11 protein-coding genes and 2 pseudogenes are annotated in these 14635 nt (G+C 67.1%); 6 read left to right on the plus strand and 7 right to left on the minus strand.

Translation table 11 applies throughout. From position 1 onward, the window contains the following. Positions 1–93: 93 nt before the first annotated feature. Together AC1DEY_RS21395 and AC1DEY_RS21400 are read right to left on the minus strand one after the other, a co-directional pair. Positions 94–1113 (minus strand): sugar phosphate isomerase/epimerase family protein, encoded by a 1020-nt coding sequence (locus AC1DEY_RS21395; RefSeq protein ID WP_476869743.1) that lies wholly within the window; start codon positions 1111–1113, stop codon positions 94–96. Continuing rightward, positions 1110–2288: a Gfo/Idh/MocA family protein gene (locus AC1DEY_RS21400; protein ID WP_476869744.1), complete on the minus strand. Its 1179-nt coding sequence runs from the start codon at positions 2286–2288 to the stop codon at positions 1110–1112. Before AC1DEY_RS21400 ends, AC1DEY_RS21395 begins: the two co-directional genes overlap by 4 nt. A 153-nt stretch (positions 2289–2441) precedes the next feature. Here AC1DEY_RS21400 and AC1DEY_RS21405 point away from each other — a divergent pair, with 153 nt between their 5' ends. Both AC1DEY_RS21405 and AC1DEY_RS21410 read left to right on the plus strand, forming a co-directional pair. Continuing rightward, positions 2442–3455: a LacI family DNA-binding transcriptional regulator gene (locus AC1DEY_RS21405; RefSeq protein WP_476869745.1), complete on the plus strand. Its 1014-nt coding sequence runs from the start codon at positions 2442–2444 to the stop codon at positions 3453–3455. Positions 3456–3679: 224 nt separating this feature from the next. Further along, complete coding sequence (locus tag AC1DEY_RS21410; RefSeq protein ID WP_476869746.1) at positions 3680–4621, plus strand: type IV toxin-antitoxin system AbiEi family antitoxin domain-containing protein; 942 nt, start codon at positions 3680–3682, stop codon at positions 4619–4621. A gap of 255 nt (positions 4622–4876) precedes the next feature. Here AC1DEY_RS21410 and AC1DEY_RS21415 read toward each other — a convergent pair whose 3' ends face one another. After that, a complete protein-coding gene (locus AC1DEY_RS21415; RefSeq protein WP_476869747.1) occupies positions 4877–5572 on the minus strand; it encodes a queuosine precursor transporter in 696 nt (231 codons plus the stop codon). 368 nt (positions 5573–5940) lie between these two features. Next, positions 5941–6141, minus strand: a pseudogene (locus AC1DEY_RS21420) (MFS transporter); the annotation flags it as partial. A gap of 60 nt (positions 6142–6201) precedes the next feature. Between AC1DEY_RS21420 and AC1DEY_RS21425 the strand changes: the two are divergent. Together AC1DEY_RS21425 and AC1DEY_RS21430 are read left to right on the plus strand one after the other, a co-directional pair. Continuing rightward, positions 6202–7086, plus strand: coding sequence for a hydroxymethylpyrimidine/phosphomethylpyrimidine kinase (locus tag AC1DEY_RS21425; RefSeq protein WP_476869748.1), 885 nt, complete (start codon positions 6202–6204; stop codon positions 7084–7086). A gap of 57 nt (positions 7087–7143) precedes the next feature. After that, complete coding sequence (locus tag AC1DEY_RS21430; RefSeq protein WP_476869749.1) at positions 7144–7500, plus strand: iron chaperone; 357 nt, start codon at positions 7144–7146, stop codon at positions 7498–7500. A 121-nt stretch (positions 7501–7621) separates the two neighbouring features. Here AC1DEY_RS21430 and AC1DEY_RS21435 read toward each other — a convergent pair whose 3' ends face one another. The 3 genes from AC1DEY_RS21435 to AC1DEY_RS21445 form a co-directional block, all read right to left on the minus strand. Continuing rightward, positions 7622–8893 (minus strand): serpin family protein, encoded by a 1272-nt coding sequence (locus tag AC1DEY_RS21435; RefSeq protein ID WP_476869750.1) that lies wholly within the window; start codon positions 8891–8893, stop codon positions 7622–7624. Between the two features lie 123 nt (positions 8894–9016). Beyond that, positions 9017–10765 (minus strand): pyruvate dehydrogenase, encoded by a 1749-nt coding sequence (locus AC1DEY_RS21440; protein WP_476869751.1) that lies wholly within the window; start codon positions 10763–10765, stop codon positions 9017–9019. A 169-nt stretch (positions 10766–10934) separates the two neighbouring features. Further along, positions 10935–12419: a helix-turn-helix domain-containing protein gene (locus AC1DEY_RS21445; protein WP_476869752.1), complete on the minus strand. Its 1485-nt coding sequence runs from the start codon at positions 12417–12419 to the stop codon at positions 10935–10937. 182 nt (positions 12420–12601) lie between these two features. On the opposite strand from AC1DEY_RS21445, the gene aceA reads away from it, so the two are divergent. Together aceA and AC1DEY_RS21455 are read left to right on the plus strand one after the other, a co-directional pair. Then, a complete protein-coding gene (gene aceA, locus AC1DEY_RS21450; protein ID WP_476869753.1) occupies positions 12602–13933 on the plus strand; it encodes an isocitrate lyase in 1332 nt (443 codons plus the stop codon). A 199-nt stretch (positions 13934–14132) separates the two neighbouring features. Beyond that, positions 14133–14635 (plus strand): annotated as a pseudogene (locus tag AC1DEY_RS21455) (malate synthase A); the annotation flags it as partial.

Consider the following 14635-nt stretch of genomic DNA (forward strand, 5'->3'; position numbering starts at 1 on the left):
CCGCCGGAAACGTGCCAGATCGCCGGAAGTTTCCGGCGACCCCGCAGCGTTCCGGCGACCTCGTGGTTGCGAGGGCAGCCAGGCCGCGGGCTGTCAGTTCGTGAGGTGCAGCGACGCCGAGAGCGCAGCGTCAGCGTCCCGCAGCACCTTGGCCGCCACCTGGAGGCCCTCGATCCGGCCCAGGGAGACGTCCTCGTGCTCGATGTTGACGAGCATGTTGGGATCCACCTCGTACAGGGCGCGCAGGAACTCGGTCCAGTAGGCGGTGTCGTGCCCGCGCCCCAGCGCCACGAAGTCCCACGCCGAGGCCTTGGGCCACTCGTTGGCCCACTCGTCGCCGCCGAGGTTGGTGCGGTTTTCCTCCGGGGAGAGTCGGCGGAAGCTGTTGTCCAGGACACCGTAGAGTGCGGCATTGTCCGTGTTCACGCGGACGTCCTTCGCCGCGGCCTGGAACACCAGCGGACCGAGTTCGCGGACCACCGCCACCGGATCCATCTGCTGCCAGAACAGGTGCGAGGCGTCCAGCTCGACGCCCACATGGGTCGCGCCGGTGAGCTCGATGAGCCTGTGAACATCGGCGGTGTTGAACACGATGTTCTGCGGGTGCAGCTCAAGGGCCACCTTCACGCCGTGGTCGGCGGCGAGGAGGTCGGTTTCCTTCCAGAAGTCCGCCGCGATGCCCCACTGGTAGTCCAGCACGTCCAGGGCGGCCGAGTTCCAGGCGTTGACCACCCAGTTGACCGTGGTGGCCCCGGGCTCGCCGCCGGGCAGGCCGGACATGGTCACCACGCGGTCCTGTCCCAGCCGCTGCGCCAGCCGGATGGAGCGGCGGATGTCCTCGGCATGCTTCTCGCCGATTTCACGCTTGGGGTGCAGCGGGTTGCCGTTGCAGTTTAGCCCGGCGATCGAGACACCGGTCCCCTCGAAAATCGCGAGGTAGTCATCGCGGGCCGCATCGGATTCGAGAATCTGGTCCATGGTGGGGACGTGGACCGCCGGCAGGAATCCGCCGGTATTGATTTCGATGCCGGTAAGGCCCAGGTCGGCGATGACCTTCAGCGCCGCGGGAAGCGGCCGGTCGTGCAGGATTGCGTTGTAGACCCCGAGTTTCATAGCGTGATCTTCTTTCCGTTGTTGAGAGCGGATTCGGTGACCGCGCCGAGGAGTTCCATGTTGCGAACGCCCTCGTCGAACGTGGCGCAACGGGGCAGGGACTCTTCTTCACTCAGGCCGGCAACCTCTTCCAGGAACGCCCGGGCCTGGTAGCCGAAGGCGTCGTTCTGGCCGAAGCCGACCTCGGGGGCGTCCATGGCCAGGCCGCCGGCGATGTAGGGGTGGCCCGGACCGAGGATGACCTGGCGGTACCCGTTCTCGTTACCGGAACCGTCGTTGAGGAACAGCTGGATTTCGGAGGGGCGGCGCTGGTCAAATTTGGCCGCACCGTTCTCGCAGAACACTTCGAAGTTGAGGCTGTTGGCGTGGCCGGCCGCGACGCGGGAGACTTCAAAGCTGCCTGCGCCGTTTTCGAACTCTGCGGAGAAGGCCGCGTAGTCGTCGTTCTCGACCGGCTCGAACGTGTCGCTCACCGCTGCATGGTCATGTCCCATGACGGCGCCGAGCGGCAGCGGGCGCTTGCCGATCACGGTGCTGAGGCGGCCGCCGGTGATGGACTTGATGTCGCCGCAGAGGAACTCGGAGACGTACGTCAGGTGGCTGCCGACGTCGGCCAGCGCACCGGAGCCGGGGCCGCCCTTGTAGCGCCAGCTCATCGGCGCCGAGGGGCTGAAGCCGTAGTCGGTCCAGTAGCGGCCGCTGAAATGGAGGACGTTGCCCAGGACACCGTTTCGGATGAGGTCGCGGATGTACGCGATGCCCGGCGTGCGGCGGAAGGTGAACCCGATGCGGGCAATCGAGCTGGCGTTGCGGGCCGCGTCCGCCATGGCGCGGGCGTCTTCGATGGTGTCACTCAGCGGCTTCTCGCACAGCACGTGCTTGCCGGCGGCCAGCAGGCCCTCCACGACTTCGCGGTGCAGGGAGTTCGCGATCACGACGCTCACGACGTCGATGTCATCGGCCTCGGCGATCGCCTGCCACGACGTGTCATTGCGCTCGTAACCAAAACGCTTTGCGGCCAGGGAACCGAACTCGGCGTTGACGTCGCCGATCGAGACCAGCCGGATGGGAGGAAGAACCGGGCTGTACAGCGCAGAGGCCGTCCGGTACGCGGCGGCGTGCGCCTTCCCTGCCATGCCTGCGCCGATTACGGCGACTCCTAAGCTGTCAGCCATCGATTTCTCCTTTGAAATTCGGCCGGGCCACMGGCCCGGTCCTCTAAAATTGGAGCGCTACAAAAACTRGCGCTGATAAGAGCGTAGCTATGTGCATATGTCCTGTCAATGTTTGAACGGTTATCCTCGGATGAGACTTGAAAGGCCCTGCAGATGTCGCTGAACACCCCTCGAACCCGCCGCCCGACGATTTACGACGTCGCCAAGAGCGCCGGAGTTTCCCCGTCGCTGGTCTCACTGGTGCTGCAAAACCCGTCCAAGGTCAGCGAGAAGCGGCGGCAGGCCGTCCRGGCCGCCATGTCGGAGCTGGGATACCGCCCCAGCCGYGCGGCGACCACGCTCGCCAGCAGCCAGACCAAAAGCATYGGRCTGGTCATYGACGACTTCCGGAACCTCTGGTTYGTGGACCTCCTGCGCGGTATGGAGTCCGCCCTCTCCCCGCACGGCTACCAGGTCACCCTCGCGGATTCCCGCCCCGGCGAAAACCGCATCACCGAAGCCGTRGATGGGCTGCTGTCCATGCATGTGGAGGGCCTCGTCATTGCCGCGGAGCCCAGCGAGTCGATGATGGCCGGGACCTGGGTTCCCGCCGTCGTCGCCGGCTGGAGAAATGGCGTTCCCGCCGGCGCCGACCTCATTACGAACGACGACGACGGCGGCGGCCGCATGGCGGCGGARCACCTGCTGGGGCTTGGCCACACACGGATCGGACATCTTTCSGGCTCCGGCGGCGCCGCCGCGCACCGGCGCGACGGTTTCCGCAGCGGCATCGTGGAGGCCGGTCTCGAGGTCCGGATYGCCGGCGAATCCCAGGGCACCTCCGAGGAAGACGGATATGAGGCAGCCTGCTGGCTGCTGGAKAATYACCCCGACACGACCGCCCTGTTCGCGGCCAATGACACCATGGCCCTCGGTGCCCTCGCCGCTGCCAAGGCCCGCGGCCTGTCCGTCCCYTCAGAGCTCTCCGTGATCGGCTACGACAACTCCCAGCTGGCCAAGTCGCGGTATCTGGACCTGACCTCGGTGGATAACCGCAGCGACGTCGTCGGGTCCGATGTCGCAAGCACCCTGCTGGCACGGATCCAGGACCCSGCSCTCGAGCCGCGGCACAAGCTAATCGAGCCGGCCCTCATTCTCCGCGGCACCACGGCCCGCGTTCCGGGCTGACCCGGGCCGCCCGCGAGCCTCCCCCCGGCGTCCCACTCGCTGCCGAAGTCGCCGGAAGCGTCCGAACTCGCCGGAAATTTACGGCGTCTCGGCAGCGATCCGGCGAACTGGGCGRTKCCGGCTCCRRCGGCMGMGGRCTGCGTCCCCGCGTAYCGMGTAGTGCGTTTTCCACATAGCMGCRGCGGAGCCTCCCGGTCRYTTTCGGGGCATCCGACACTGGAGGCATGCCATCCACCKCCTTGCTGGAGTTGCCACCATCGGGCAAYCTCTGGCGCACTGAACAACTGCTCGATCTGGGATACGGATCGCGGGCCAKCCRCTCGYTCCTGGATGCAGGTACCCTCGTCCGGCTCAGGCACGGCTGCTATATCCGCGCCAGYCTTTGGCCGGCCCAGTCCTCGGCCGCCMGGAGCAGGCAGCTCATTTACGCGCATGCCCACGGAACGCGCACGACGTCGACGGGCGCCTTCCTCTACAGCCACACCTCCGGAGCCCGCCTGCGCCACCTCTACCTCTGGGACGTCGATGACAGGATCCATCTYCTCCAGAAGGTGCACCCTTCGAACGAGCGGCACGGCAAGGACGTCCGCTGCCACACGCGCCCGTTCGCCGAACACGACGTCGCCATGGTGAACGGACTCCGGACGACTTCCCTGGAGCGGACGACGGCCGACTGCGCCATGATGCTGGGCTACAAGCAGGCGCTGATCCTCACCGATCATGCGCTTCGGCTGGGCGCGGACCKRGCCRCCCTGCAGGCCATGGCGGATGCACTGGACGGCCGGCGGGGGATCCGGACATTCCGCCGGGTCCTCGCCTCGGCCGATCCGCGGTCCGAATCTCCAGGCGAAACCCTGACCCGCGAACTGATTCTGCGGTGCCGGATCAGGCCGCCTGAGCTTCAGCTGGAGGTTTCTAGCCGCGCCGGGCGCCACCGCCTGGACTTTGCGTGGAAGGAGGAGAAGGTCGCCCTCGAGTTCGACGGGAAGATCAAGTACTTCGATTACAGTCCCACAGCCGAGGTGCTGTTCGGGGAACGACGCCGGGAGAAGGCTCTCACGGAAGAAGGTTGGCTGTTCGTCCGCGTTGAGTGGAAGGACCTCTTCCGCGAGCAGGAATTCAAGAACCGCCTGCTTCGTGCGCTGGCCGGTCGGCCGCACCCCTGAGCGTCGAGGTCGCGGAGCTGTCTGGTTCGTTGGCTGGCCGGCCAGTCGCACCCCCGAGTGTCGAATTCGCGGGAAGCCCACGATGCCGCCGGAAACTTACGGCGAGCCCAGAGGTTTCCGGCGAACTGGTTGGCCGTGGCCAGCGGAATAGGCGGGCGGCGTCGGGGATCCGCGCCACCGCCGGAAGCCCACGGGGTGCGTGTGCCGGCGTCGGGATCGGGCCGGGCGCGTAGGGCTCGGGCCTGCGCCTGAGTCTTAGGCCCCGTAGCTCGGTTCGCGCTTCTTGACCCAGCCGATGGCGAGCGTGGTCAGCGGCACGAAGGCGAATTCGACGAGGGTCTTGTACAGGAATCCCACSAGCACGTAGTTCATGAACATACCGGCATCGGAAATCCCGATCACGGACGCCGCAATGCTGCAGAAGATCAGGGTGTCCACGAACTCGCCCACCACGGAGGATCCCATGATGCGGGCCCACAGGGACCGTTCCCCCGTGCGKGCCTTCATCTTCACSAGGATCCAGGAGTTGATGGTCTGGCCGGCGAGGAAGGCCAGCAGCGATGCCAGCACAATCTGCGGGACCGGACCCAAGGCGCCTTCCAAGGCTGCCTGCTTCGAGGCGCCGTACTCGTCGTCGAACCCCGGGAGGGCGATGATGACCCAGTAGCAGAGGGATGCAAAGACGGAGAGCGCGAAGGCCGTGACGATGGCCTTGCGCGCCACCTTGAAACCGTAGACCTCGCTGATGACGTCGCCCAGGATGTAGGCCAGCGGGAAGAGGAAGAACCCGCCGTCCGTGATGATGGGGCCAATTGCCACGCCCTTTGACGCCCCGATGTTGGACAGGATCAGCACCACGGCCATGACGGCCAGCATGATGCCGAAATACGGGGAACCGATCGAGGCGAACTTCGGTGGGGCTGACGCCGGGAAAGTCTTGGCGGAAGTCATGGGCATTCCATTCTTAGTGGTTCGCTCGGCGGCCCGCACCCCCGTGGGGGAACACGCTAGGCGGCCGGCTGTATTAGCACTGGACGGTCCCGGTGACACACGACTCCGGAACCGCCCCCATTCTCGCACCCGGCGGTCCGGGTAAGGCGTGGCGGGCCGAACCCCAAGAAGGATTGGGAACCTGCCATGGCCTCTTGGGTTGCCCTCCCTGGGATTGGGAACCTGCCATGGCCAGGTGCCGCGAGTTAGCCGCAGGCTCTCGAGGTCGCCGGAAATTAACGGCGCCTGGGCACGCTTCCCGCGAATTCGCGGGCAGGCGGCGGGCAGCCGGCGGGCGGCGGGCGGCGGCAGGGGGCAGGCGGGCGGACCTAGCGGCGCGAGGCGTCGATGAGGTCCTTACCGTCGTCCCTGCGTCCGTCGCCCGGCACAACGGCGCCGGCGGCGGGCTCCCAGGCGTGGCCCCGCGCGTGATCCAGGTGCGTGGACTTCTTGTTCTTCAGCGCGAAGATGTAGACCAGCAGCGAGATGCCGATCGCAACCGTGACGTAGGTGAAGAACAGTTCCTCCTGGCGGAATGCTTGTTCAGGAGCACAATGCGGGTGGTTTTGGCGGGATGGCAGGATGGGACCATGACTTCTACCGCATTCGATTCCGCTGCTTTGGCTGTTTCCGCTGCCCCCTCCGACACCGGTTCCTCGCCCACCGTCGCMCTGACCATYGCCGGCTCCGARGCSACCGGCGGCGCCGGCGCGCAGGCKGACCTGAAGACCTTYCAGGAACTCGGCGTSTTCGGSATCGYGAACCTGACCTGCATCGTGTCCTTCGACCCCAAGGACAACTGGAACCACCGCTTCGTGCCGGTGGACCAGCAGGTCATCGCGGACCAGCTGGAGGCGACGACGGCGGCCTACGGTGCCGAATCCGGCGCGCCGGCCGTATTGGACACCGTCAAGATCGGCATGCTGGGCAGCCCCGCGACGATTTCGACCGTGGCKTCTGCGCTRGCCGGCGGGCAGTTCGCCAACGTGGTGCTGGATCCGGTYCTGATCTGCAAGGGCCAGGAGCCGGGCCACGCCCTCGACACCGACCAGGCGCTCAAGTCCCACATTCTGCCGCTGGCCACCTTCGTCACCCCGAACCACTTCGAGGCCGAGTCGCTCTCCGGACTGGAAATCACCGACGTCGAGTCCCTCAAGGCCGCGGCCTTCCGCATCCACGAGCTCAGCGGGGCTGCTGTCCTTGCCAAGGGCGGCGTGCGGCTGGACGGCCCCGACGCCGTCGACGTCTACTACGACGGGGAAACCCTGGAAGTCCTGTCCGCCCCGAAGGTGGGCGAGGTGGCCGTGTCCGGCGCCGGGTGCTCGCTGGCCGCGGCTGTGACGGCCGAACTCGCCAAGGGCGCGACGCCGCTGGCGGCCGCCCGGGCCGCGAAGGCGTTTGTGACCGCCGGAATCCGCAACCGGGTGGCCTCGGGCGCCCCGTTCGATGCCCTGTGGCAGGGCGGCCCGCGCTAGCCCGCTGCACGGAATCGTCAGACGTGAACCTTGAAGGGGATGGGTGGARAGGCGGCAATGGCACAGCACTTTGAGTCCGTGGAGGAGTACATCGCCTCGTTTCCTGCCGGCGTGCAGGAGATCCTGCAGGAGATCCGGCGGCGGTGCCATGCCGCGGTRCCCGGATCAGGGGAGGCGATCAGTTACGGCATCCCCACAATCACGCTCGACGGCAAATACGTGGTGTATTTCGCGGGCTGGGCACACCATATCTCCGTCTACCCCGTGCCCGACGGCGACGAGTCRTTGAGCGCGGAACTCGCGCCGTACCGCGCCRCGAAGGGYACSTTGAAGTTCCCGCTGCAGAAGCCCGTCCCGTACGAGCTGATCGGAAAGGTGGCCGCGGCCCTSGCCCGGGAACGCCGGAGTTCCTGACCGGGCCCCGCAAGCCGCCGAGGTCGCCGGAAAGCCCCGAGACCGCCGGAAAGCCCCGAGACCGCCGGAAAATTCCGGCGGTCTSGAGAGCTYCSGGCGACTTGGATCCCGGCCGRCCCGGTCAGCGCGGGTCCGAGACCKTSCCCATGAAGAGCGGGAGYCCGGTCTCGCTGTGCACGATCTGGTAGTGGAACGGCCGGTYGAASTCGATGGTCTGGTCCGGGACGGGCGGCACACCGGTCACGGCGCCGTCAATCTGCGTCACTGCCGCGGCCACCGTTCCYTTCTCCGCAACGGTGATGTTGGCAGCCTGCGCGGCCTGGGTGATGGTGAGCCCGCGCTGTATGGCATCGAAGTCTTCTGTGGTGACCAATGTCCTGGCCAGCCCCAGCGACTTGAAGACCTTCCGGAGGTCAAAGCTGCTCTTGTGGTCCCACCGGGGCAGGGAAATCAGTACGGAGACCTCCGGGGCCGTATCCAGGGCCGCCGCAATCTCCGCCAGTTTGGCGGCTGTGAGGGTCTCCGGCCCAACCCCGGGACCGGGCAGCACCAGACGCATGACAAATCCTTCCGCGTACGGCAGGGCCACCGCCCGCCAGCCGGCCCCTTCCGCGTAGGCCAACTGCAGCTCCTGGTGCATCGTGGCCACGCTGATTTCCTCGCCACCGGCGTTGGTGAAGGGGTAGTCCGAGGTGTTGTTGGGGTCGAAAGGCGACTTCCATGCCGCGGCGAAATACAGGGCATTGAGGAGGCTGAAGGTGTTGTCGCGATCGTACGCCGTGGGGGCCTTCTTGATCCGGCCGCCGGTGTTCCGGTCCACCCAGGCATCCAGGGCGGGCCGGGTGGCGGCCTCATCCCGGAAGTCCACCGGGTGCACCCCGGTGCCGTAGTGCCGGGCCAGGGTTTCCAGGTAGTTCTGTCCGGTGGCTACGTTCTTGTCCACGAACAAGCCATTGGCCGCGTGCATGACCGGCTTCCGGGGCGGGTTCTTTTCGTYRACCGAGCCGGGATCGCCGTCGTACGCCGCCARGGACGCGAGCAGGGCGTTCATGGCCTCATCCCGGTTGCCGTCCGGCARCCCCAGCACCTTGTCCATTTCGASGGCGGTCGCCCCGGAAGCCCCTGCCCGCAGCATTGCGAGCGCTATCAGCAGGCYACCCGGGGACGACACCACGTTTCCTTCGGACCCTTCACCGCCGTCTGCCAGCAGAGCGGCTCCCAAWRTCAGGGCGGAAGCCCGGAATGCCTTCAGTTCGGCASCGTACAAGGYGCGGTYCACCGTAACCCGCTCAACGCCGTCGGCCATYCGGAGCCCGGGCACCGGTGGCGAACACGCCGTGAGCGCCACGATGGYCCCCGCCGCCACCATTGTCCCCATGCGGTGATTTTTCATTGCCACTCCCGTCGTYTMGTTGGTGCGCAGGTCGCCGGAAAGCTGCGGGCTCGCCGGAAAATTCCGGCGAACWGGCGAGGTTCCGGCGAACTGGCRAGGTTCCGGCGAACTCGAAGGAACCCCTCAGCGCCGSGGKATGTTCCGCAGGTTGCTCCGKGCCATGCTGACGGCCTCGCCGGCGCCCCGGTTGAGGACCACCTTGGACATGGCCGTSGCGAAGCCCAGGACCTGYGCGCCCTTGATCTTCGGCGGGAGGGASAGCGCCTTGGGGTCCGTGATGAGCTCCACGAGCGACGGACCGGGGTGGGCGAAAGCRGCCCGGTACGCTGCCTCGATGCGGGACGGGTCCGTGACGCGGACGGCRTGGAAGCCCAGGGCCCGGGCAACGTCCGCGTAGTTGGCGTCCGGGACGTCCACGCCGAAGTCGGGGAGCCCGTCCACCAGCATTTCGAGTTTCACCATGCCCAGGGTGGAGTTGTTGAAGACCACCACGTTGACGGGCAGCSGGTGCGCGGCCACGGTGATGAGCTCGCCCAGCAGCATKGACAGGCCGCCGTCGCCCGAGACSGAGACCACCTGCCGGCCGGGGTAGGCCAGCTGGGCGCCGATCGCGTGCGGCAGGGCGTTGGCCATGGACCCGTGCAGGTACGAGCCGATCAGCCGGCGGGTGCCCAGCGGGTTGATGTACCGGGCGGTCCAGACGTTGCACATGCCGGTGTCGGCCGTGAAGACCGCGTCCTCGGCCGCCACCTGGTCCAGCAGMGAGGCCGCGTATTCCGGGTGGATCGGCTGCTTTTTCCCGACGTTGCGGGTGTATGCCCCCACSGCYTTGTTCATGAGCCGGTCGTGCTTTTTGAGCATCTGGTTCAGGAAGCGGCGGTTCTTCTTCGGCTGCAGCWGCGGCATCAGGGCGGCCAGGGTGGGCAGCACGTCCCCATGGACGGCAACGTCGACGTCGGTCCGCCGGCCCAGCTTGTGCGCGGCCCGGTCCACCTGYGCCGTCCGGGTTCCGGGGAGGAACTGGTTGTAGGGGAAGTCGGTGCCCAGCAGGATCAGCAGGTCCGCGTCCTCGATGCCTTCGGCCGCGGCRCCGTAGCCCARCAGCCCGGTCATGCCGATGTCGTAGGGGTTCGCGTACTGCATGAAGTCCTTGCCGCGGAGGCTGTGGCCGATCGGCGCMGCGAGCAGTTCGGCSAGGGCAATCACCTCGTCRTGTGCGCCTTCCACGCCGGCGCCGGCAAAGATGGCGACCTTCCCGGCGGCGTTGATGGCCTCCGCCAGTTCCCGCACACTGGYGGGGTCCGGGGTCAGCGTCGCCGGCCTGAACGCTGCCGGGGCCGGGGTTTCGGCCGTCGCCTCCAGCGCAGCGATATCACCGGGCAGGGTCACGACGGCGACACCCCGGAGCCCGATCGCGTGCTGGATGGCGCTGTGCATGACGCGGGGCGCCTGCTCCGCGGTGCTGATCAGCTCGGAGTAGACCGAGCACTCGTTRAAGAGCCGGTCCGGATGGGTCTCCTGGAAGAAGCTGCTGCCGATCTGCGCGCTGGGRATGTGCGAGGCGATGGCCAGGACGGGCGCGCCRGAGCGGTTGGCGTCGTAGAGTCCGTTGATCAGGTGCAGGTTGCCGGGCCCGCAGGAGCCGGCGCACACGGCGAGCCGGCCGGTCAGCTGGGCTTCGGCCGCGGCGGCGAAGGCGGCCGCCTCCTCRTGCCGGACGTGGATCCAGTCGATGCCGCCCTGCTGCGAGCCGCCGGTCTTGCGGACGGCGTCGACGATCGGGTTGAGGCTGTCCCCCACGATCCCGTAGATCCGCTGCACGCCGGCAGCCTGGAGTTGTTCGATCAGCTGGGTGGCAAGTTCCTTGGCCATGGGTGCACGCTCCCGGAAGAAGGATCGATGAGCTGACACAGGCCAATATAGTCCGCRCCGCTGTCAGCCACGCCCAGGAACCCCGCGTCCGTGCTCCCGCGGCGSCCCGGGGCGCCGGGAGGGATGCGGGAAGGGCCCGTCTACTGGCCTGTGAACGCGAGCCCSGGCGTCAGTTCCCGGAGTGCGCCTTCAGGAAGGCGTAGACCTCGGTYTCGTCCACGCCGGGGAACGCGCCCGGCGGCATCGCTGCCAGCAGGTGGGAGTGGGCCCGGGCCGAGGGCCAGGCGTTGCCGGCCCATTCGGCGGTCAGCGACGCCGGCGGGCGGCGGCAGCAGCTTTCGTCCGGGCACGTGGATTTGGACCGCTCCGTTGTTTCGCGGCCGCGGAACCACTTCACGTGCGCATASGGGACGCCGACGGAGAGCGAGAACTCGCCGTTGGCGGAGCGTTCCGTCCGGGCCGTACACCARTAGGTCCCGGCCGGGGTGTCGGTGTACTGGTTGTAGGCGCTGAACTTGTCCGGCACGTCGAACACCACCCGGGASGTCCAGTTCTTGCACGAGGGCTGGCCCTCGATGGCGCCGGTGTGGTCCTGCGGGAACGTCACGCCGTCGTTTTCGTAGGCCTTGTAGATGATGCCGCTCTTGTGCGTCTTCTGGAAGTGGGTGCGGATGTCCAGGTGCTGGGTGGCGAGRTTGGTGAACCGGTGGGCGGCGGTCTCGTAGGAMACGGCGAAGGCRTCCCGGATGTCCTCGACSGCGATTTCCTTCGCCTGTTTGGCSCGCTGCAGRAAYTCCACGGTCGCCTGTTCGGGCAGGAGGAGCGCTGCGGCAAAGTAGTTGGTGGCCACGCGCTGCATCAGGAAATCCCCGTAGTTCGACGGCGTCTGGTGGCCCAGGACGTAGTGGCCCAGGGCCTGCAGCAGCACCGAACGGGGGTCATGATCGGTGCGCTGGTTCTGCGTGAGGTAAATTCTGCGGTTCTTAAGATCGGTCACGGACCGGGTGGAATGCGGCAGATCGGCCACGTGGTGGAGGCTGAATCCAAGGTGGCCGGCGATGTCCGCGATGACGTGGTGGGACAGCGGACCGCTCGTGTGGCCCACCGAGGCCAGGACCTTCTGCGCCTCCGCCTCATACTCCGGGAAATAGTTGTTCCGYTCSCGCATCATSGCCCGCAGTTCACCGTTCGCGCGGCGGGCCTCCTCCGGSGTYGCCACCTGCTCRTTGAGCCGGCGTTCCAGCTCGTGCTGCAGGCCCACCATTGACTCCAGCACATCCATCGGAAGCCGCGAACTGATGCGGATTTTCGGCAGGTTSAGGGACTCGTAGAGGGGGCTGCGCTGGTAGCGTTCCAGCTCAATTTCCAGCGCGGCGCGGCGGTTGGGCGGCTCGGCCCCCAGGAGCTCGTCGATGCTGACGCCGAGGGCCGCGGCGAGCTGCTGGAGCAGGCCGAGTTTGGGCTCGCGCTTGCCGTTTTCGATCAGGCTCAGCTGGCTCGGGGCCGTCCCGACGGCGGCACTCAGGTCGTCCAGCGTGAGGCCGGCRGCCTTGCGCAAATGACGGACGCGGCGGCCCAGGCTGATGACGTCCACCTCGGGCGCGGCGGACGACGGCGGGGTTGCGGCTTTGCTGTTCCAGCTCGTAAGCGACATTTCTGAAGAATACGTTAAGAAGTGCGTTTCTTTCCATGCTTTTTATCTAGAAAGCCTCTTGAAAGTGCAGAAAAGTAGATCTCACGGAAAGATTCACCATCCGGGAACAACCGGCCGGGACCTGCAGAGACGCAGGAACCGCTCCCGGAACCACCAGTCCCGGACCCACCAAGGAGACAAAGATGACTGCAGCATTTGAGCCCACCCAGCAGACGCCCGAACAGCAGGCCGCCGCACTGGAGCTCGAGTGGGCCGCCAACCCGCGCTGGGAAGGTGTCRCTCGGGACTACTCAGCCTCCGACGTCATCCGCCTCCGCGGCCGCGTCTCCGAAGAACACACCCTGGCCCGCCGCGGCTCCGAAAAGCTGTGGAAGCAGCTCACGCAGGAGCACAAGGAAGGCAAGTACACCAACGCCCTGGGCGCCCTGACCGGCAACCAGGCCGTGCAGCAGGTCAAGGCCGGGCTCCGCGCCATCTACCTCTCCGGCTGGCAGGTCGCCGCCGACGCCAACAACTCCGGCCACACCTAYCCGGACCAGTCGCTCTACCCGGCGAACTCGGTCCCSACGGTGGTCCGCCGCATCAACAACGCSCTGCTCCGGGCCGACCAGATCGAGTTCTCCGAGGGCATCCAGACGGTCGAGGACTGGMTGGTCCCGATCGTCGCCGACGCCGAGGCCGGCTTCGGCGGCCCRCTKAACGCCTACGAGCTCATGAAATCCATGATCCAGGCCGGCGCCKCRGGCGTGCACTGGGARGACCAGCTCGCCTCGGARAAGAAGTGCGGCCACCTCGGCGGCAAGGTCCTGATCCCCACCCAGCAGCACRTCCGGACGCTGAAYGCSGCCCGSCTSGCSGCCGACGTCGCCGGCACGCCGTCGGTCATCATCGCCCGCACCGACGCCGAGGCRGCMACCCTGATCACCTCCGACGTCGACGAGCGCGACCAGGAATTCATCCTCCGCGAAGGCGGACAGCCGGTCCGSACCCCGGAAGGCTTCTACAAGGTCCGCAACGGGATYGAACCCTGCATCGCCCGYGCCAAGGCCTACGCCCCGTACTCGGAYCTCATCTGGATGGAGACCGGCACCCCGGACCTGGAGCTGGCCCGCAAGTTCGCCGAATCCGTCAAGGCCGAGTTCCCGGACCAGATGCTCTCCTACAACTGCTCGCCGTCGTTCAACTGGCGCAAGCACCTCGACGACGCCACGATCGCGAAGTTCCAGCGCGAACTCGGCGCCATGGGCTTCACCTTCCAGTTCATCACCCTGGCCGGMTTCCACGCCCTGAACTACTCGATGTTCGACCTCGCCCACGGCTACGCCCGGGAAGGCATGAGCGCCTACGTCGAGCTGCAGGAGAAGGAATTCGCCTCCGAGTCCCGCGGCTACACCGCGACCAAGCACCAGCGCGAAGTCGGCACCGGCTACTTCGACGACATCGCCACCGCGCTCAACCCGAACGCATCCACCCTGGCCCTGGTGGGATCCACCGAAGAAGGCCAGTTCCACTAACTTCCCGACGGCGGCAACTCCGCCAGCGGACCGAACACTCCTCCGCGTGCTATTCCCCATTGCCGCCTTCGCCACTACCCACCTCGGCGGGGCGGCAATGGGGCCCCTTTTACGCACGCTTCCGGAGCATCCGGCCCGCCGGCTCCAGCGCAGGTCACCACTCGCCGTCGAACTTGCTTCTTCTCTAAGGAGATTTGAAATGAACAGCTTCACTGACAACTTCACCATCAACGGGATCACGCTGACCGCGCAGCCGATTTGCCGGCAGAGCGAGGTTCTGACCCCGGACGCGCTGGCCTTTGTGGCCAGGCTGCACCGGGCCACGGCCGGGCGCCGGCAGGAGCTGCTGCAGGCACGGCAGGAACGCCGCCACCAGATCTCCAAAGGCCAGGATCCGCGGTTCCTGCGCGAGACCGAGTCCGTCCGCAACGACCCCAACTGGCGCGTCGCTCCCCCGGCCCCGGGCCTGGAGGACCGCCGCGTGGAGATCACCGGGCCAGTGGACAAGAAGATGACCATCAACGCGCTGAACTCCGGCGCCAAGGTCTGGCTCGCGGACATGGAAGACTCCTCCACCCCGTCCTGGCGCAACGTGATCCAGGGCCAGCTGAACCTCACGGACGCGCTGGAACGCCGGATCGACTTCACCTCGCCCGAGGGCAAGGAGTACAAGCTGCGGCCTGCCGGGGAACTGCCCACCAT

This window comes from Arthrobacter sp. 05T47 (assembly GCF_056395825.1).

Excerpts from the sequence above, each read along its gene's own strand:
- AC1DEY_RS21395 (WP_476869743.1), bottom strand. The coding sequence starts at position 1,113 with ATGAAACTCGGGGTCTACAACGCAATCCTGCACGACCGGCCGCTTCCC.
- AC1DEY_RS21400 (WP_476869744.1), bottom strand. The coding sequence starts at position 2,288 with ATGGCTGACAGCTTAGGAGTCGCCGTAATCGGCGCAGGCATGGCAGGG.